This window comes from Microbacterium enclense (genome assembly GCF_004022425.1).
GTDB classification, from domain to species: Bacteria; Actinomycetota; Actinomycetes; order Actinomycetales; family Microbacteriaceae; genus Microbacterium; species Microbacterium enclense_A.
Window position 1 is genome coordinate 1 of sequence record NZ_RBZY01000107.1, and the last position, 4,250, is coordinate 4,250.

The following is a 4,250-nucleotide window of genomic DNA, read 5'->3' on the forward strand; positions in this document are numbered from 1 at the left end:
GGGCGACAGAAGTGGCCCCGGGGCCACCTGCCGAGTTCCCGCGTACCGGTGCGTACGGGTCGCCCCGACGCCTGCCGCACGCGTCAGCACGATGCGGCGCCCCGCTCCCGGTGGGGAAGGGGATGGATGCCGGGAGCACCGGCATCCGTATCGCTCAGTCCTCGCCGGGGTCGTCGCGGTCCACGATGTGCATCGCGCGCGCGGCGTCGGTGATGCTCGAGGTCAGCGAGGGGTAGACCGCGAAGACGCGGGCGACCTGATCGACCGTCAGACGCCGCTCCACCGCGATCGCGATCGGGTAGATGAGTTCGGACGCGCGAGGGGCGACGATCACGCCACCCATGACGGTCCCGCTCCCCTGCCGCGCGATGATCTTCACGAAGCCGTCGGTGATGCCCTGCATCTTCGCGCGGGGGTTGGCCGACAGCGGCAGCTTCTTCACCACGCCCTTGAAGCGGCCGTCCACGACGTCCTGCTCGCTGAAGCCGACCGTGGCGATCTCGGGAGCGGTGAAGATGTTCGCGGTGATGCGGCGGGTCTCCAGCGGGATGACGATGTCGCCGAGCGCGTGGAACACGGCCTGACGACCCTGCATGGATGCCACCGATGCCAGGGGCACGAAGTTCGTGCAGTCGCCCGCGGCGTAGATGTTCGGCACCGAGGTACGGGCGACGCGGTTTACGCGGATGTGGCCCGACGGCGTCATCTGCACGCCGGCCTGCTCCAGACCGATCCCGGCGGTGTTGGGAATGGAGCCCACGGCCATGAGGCAGTGGCTGCCCTCGATCGTGCGGCCGTCGGCGAGGGTCACGGTCACGCCGTCGCCGGTGTTGACGACCGACTCCGCGCGGGCCTTCGCGAGCAGTGTCATGCCGCCGCGCTGGAAGACGCGCTCGAGGACGGCCGCGGCATCCTGGTCCTCTCCCGGGAGCACCTGGTCGCGGCTCGAGACGAGCGTCACTTTCGCCCCCAAGTTCATGTACGCCGAGGCGAACTCGGCGCCGGTCACACCGGACCCGACGACGATGAGGTGCTGCGGCACCGACTTCATCGTGTACAGCTGCGTCCACGTGAGGATGCGTTCGCCATCGGGGCGAGCGGACGGGAGCTCGCGCGGCGACGCGCCGACGGACACGACGAGGGTCTCGGCCTCGACGCGGTCGAAATCGGTGCCGCCCGCCTCGGTCGACACGACCACAGCGCCGGAGCCGTCGAGGCGGCCGTGGCCCGAGATGATCCGCACGCCCGCGTCGAGCAGCGATGAGCGCATGTCGTCGGACTGCTGCCGGGCGAGCGAGAGCAGCCGCTGATTGACGGCCGCGAGGTTGATGGCCACCTCGGGGGTGAGCGGCTTGCCGCGGTCGTCCTTCGCGAACAGCTGCACGCCCAGTTCGCTCGCGTTGCGGATCGCCACGGCCGCGTCGGCGGTCGCGATGAGCGTCTTGGAGGGGACGACGTCGGTGATGACGGCCGAGCCGCCCACGCCCGCGCGCTCGACAAGCGTCACGTCGGCGCCCAGCTGGGCGGCCGAGAGGGCCGCTTCGTAGCCGCCGGGGCCACCGCCGACGATCGCGACGGACTGCTTGCGCTCGAAGCTCTGCACCATGGCATCCATTCTTCCCTAGTGCGACGCGCGGCCCGTCCGCCTGGCCCCGGATGCCGCGGCTTTCTAGAGTGGGTCCATGGCACACAGCAACTCTCACCCGCTCGACGACCCGGCGGCCGACCCGTTCGAGATCGCCGCAGCGGCAGCCTCCGACATCGCGCGCCTCTCCGGTGTCGAGCGTCACGACATCGCGGTCACCCTCGGCAGCGGCTGGGGCCGCGCCGCCGAGCTCATCGGCGAGGAGACGGCTTCCTTCCCCGCCACCGAGGTCACCGGCTTCTCGAAGCCCGCCCTCGAGGGGCACGTCGGGACCCTCCGCAGCGTCCGCACCCCCGGGGGCAAGAACGTCCTCGTGATCGGCGCCCGCACCCACTACTACGAAGGCCACGGCGTGCGCCGGGTCGTGCACAGCGTCCGCACCGCCGCGGCCACCGGTGCGACGACGATGATCCTCACCAACGGCGCGGGCGGTATCCGCGAGACGTGGAAGCCCGGCCAGCCCGTGCTCATCAGCGACCACATCAACCTGACCGCCGACTCGCCGCTCGAGGGCGCGACGTTCATCGACCTCACCGACCTGTACTCGCAGCGCCTGCGCGACCTCGCGCGGTCGATCGACCCGACCCTCGACGAGGGCGTCTACACGCAGTTCCGCGGTCCGCACTACGAGACCCCCGCGGAAGTGCAGATGGCCAAGACCATCGGTGGGCACATCGTCGGCATGTCCACCGCGCTCGAGGCGATCGCCGCCCGGCAGGCCGGCATGGAGATCCTCGGCTTCTCCCTCATCACCAACCTGGCCGCCGGCATCCAGAAGACGCCGCTCAGCCACGCCGAGGTGCTCGAGGCCGGCCGCGAGGCCGAGCCGGTGATCTCCGCGCTGCTGGCCCGCGTGATCGGCGAGCTGTGAGCGCGTTCGTCGACGCGGCCCGCGCCTGGCTCGCCCAGGATCCGGATGCGACGACCCGCGACGAACTCACCTCTCTGCTCGCGCGCGTCGAGGAGGGGGATGCCGAGGCGTCCGCCGACCTCGAGGATCGCTTCGCCACCCGTCTCGCCTTCGGCACGGCCGGGCTTCGCGGCACGCTCGGCGCGGGGTCCAACCGCATGAACCGGGTGCTCGTCGCGCAGGCCGCGGCGGGCTTCGCGGCGTACTTGCGCGAGAAGCAGCCCGAGGGGGCGCCCACGGTGGTCGTCGGGTACGACGGCCGCCGCAACTCGGACGTCTTCGCGCGCGACTCGGTCGAGATCTTCGCCGGCGCGGGGCTGCGCGCCATCCTGCTGCCGCGGATGCTGCCCACGCCCGTGCTCGCCTTCGCGGTGCGGCACCTCGGCGCCGACGCGGGCGTCATGGTCACCGCGAGCCACAACCCGCCCGATGACAACGGCTACAAGGTCTACCTCGGCGGCGCCGACGACGGCGCCCAGATCGTGTCGCCCGCCGACGCGGAGATCGCCGCGCACATCCAACGCGTGGCCGACGACGGCGACGTCACGGTCCTCCCCCGCTCGGTCGGGTACGAGAACGCGCCCGAATCGCTCGTGGAGGCCTACGTCGCCGCCACCGCCGCCGTCGCCCCCGCCCCGGCCGGTGCCGAGGGGCTGCGGTGGGTCTACACCGCGATGCACGGCGTCGGGTGGGAGACGGTGGCGCGCGTGCTCGCCGCGGCCGGCTACCCCGCGCCCGTGGTCGTGGAGGCGCAGATCCATCCCGACGGGCGCTTCCCCACCGTGGCCTTCCCCAACCCCGAAGAGCCCGGCGCGATGGATCTCGCGTTCGAGACGGCCCGCTCCGTCGACGCCGAGTTCGTCATCGCGAACGATCCGGATGCCGACCGCCTCGCGGTCGCGATCCCGGATGCCGAGGCCGAGGGCGGCTGGCGTCGACTGACCGGCAACGAGATCGGCCTGTTGCTGGGCTGGCGCGCCGCGCGCCTGGCATCCGGTGGCTCGCTCGCGTGCTCGCTGGTGTCCTCGCCCGGACTGCAGGCCGTGGCCGAGCACTACGGCCTGGACTTCCACGCGACCCTCACGGGCTTCAAGTGGATCTCGCGCGCGCCGGGGATCGTCTTCGGTTTCGAGGAGGCCCTCGGCTACCTCGTGAACCCCGACACCGTGCGCGACAAGGACGGCATCTCCGCCGCCGTGGCGTTCCTCGGACTCGCCGCCGCGTCCCGAGCCGAGGGCCGCACCGTCGCCGACCTGCTGCAGGAGTTCCGCGAGACGTTCGGGGCGTTCGTCAGCGACCAGATCTCGGTGCGCGTCACCGATCTGAGCGAGATCGGCGAGATCATGGCATCCCTCCGCGCTCAGCCGCCGTCCGCCGTCGGCGAGATCGCCGTGTCGAAGGTCGACGACCTGCTGCTCGGCGTCGACGGCCTGCCCCCGGGCGACGTGCTGCGCATCTGGCTCGAGGACGGCTCGCGCCTCATCGTGCGGCCCAGCGGCACCGAGCCGAAGCTGAAGCTGTACCTCGACGTGCGCGGCTCGTCGGCGAAGAAGGCCGCGCGCCGCCTGGCCGCCCTGCGCGCCGGCGCGGAGGAGCTGCTCGCGGCGCTGCGCTGACGTCGGGTTCGCCGGGGGCGTGCCGGGAACGGTGCTCGCACGGCGTTGCGTAGCGATGCTCGCAGGTGGCCCCGGGGCG

3 protein-coding genes are annotated in these 4,250 nt (G+C 72.1%); 2 read left to right on the forward strand and 1 reads right to left on the reverse strand.

Going from position 1 to position 4,250, the window contains the following annotated elements:
- Positions 1-154: 154 nt before the first annotated feature.
- Positions 155-1,615 (reverse strand): NAD(P)H-quinone dehydrogenase, encoded by a 1,461-nt coding sequence (locus D8Y23_RS16165; protein ID WP_205797353.1) that lies wholly within the window; start codon positions 1,613-1,615, stop codon positions 155-157.
- A 67-nt stretch (positions 1,616-1,682) separates the two neighbouring features.
- Between D8Y23_RS16165 and D8Y23_RS16170 the strand changes: the two genes are divergently transcribed.
- A complete protein-coding gene (locus D8Y23_RS16170) occupies positions 1,683-2,516 on the forward strand; it encodes a purine-nucleoside phosphorylase (protein WP_128219060.1) in 834 nt (277 codons plus the stop codon).
- Positions 2,513-4,171, forward strand: a complete 1,659-nt coding sequence (locus D8Y23_RS16175; RefSeq protein ID WP_128219061.1) for a phospho-sugar mutase — start codon at positions 2,513-2,515, stop codon at positions 4,169-4,171. The genes D8Y23_RS16170 and D8Y23_RS16175 overlap by 4 nt, the downstream gene beginning before the upstream one ends.
- The last annotated feature ends 79 nt before the right edge of the window (positions 4,172-4,250 follow it).

Bases quoted from the DNA above. Each gene is read 5' to 3' on its own strand.
- D8Y23_RS16165 (WP_205797353.1), bottom strand. From the start codon at position 1,615: ATGGATGCCATGGTGCAGAGCTTCGAGCGCAAGCAGTCCGTCGCGATC.
- D8Y23_RS16170 (WP_128219060.1), top strand. From the start codon at position 1,683: ATGGCACACAGCAACTCTCACCCGCTCGACGACCCGGCGGCCGACCCG.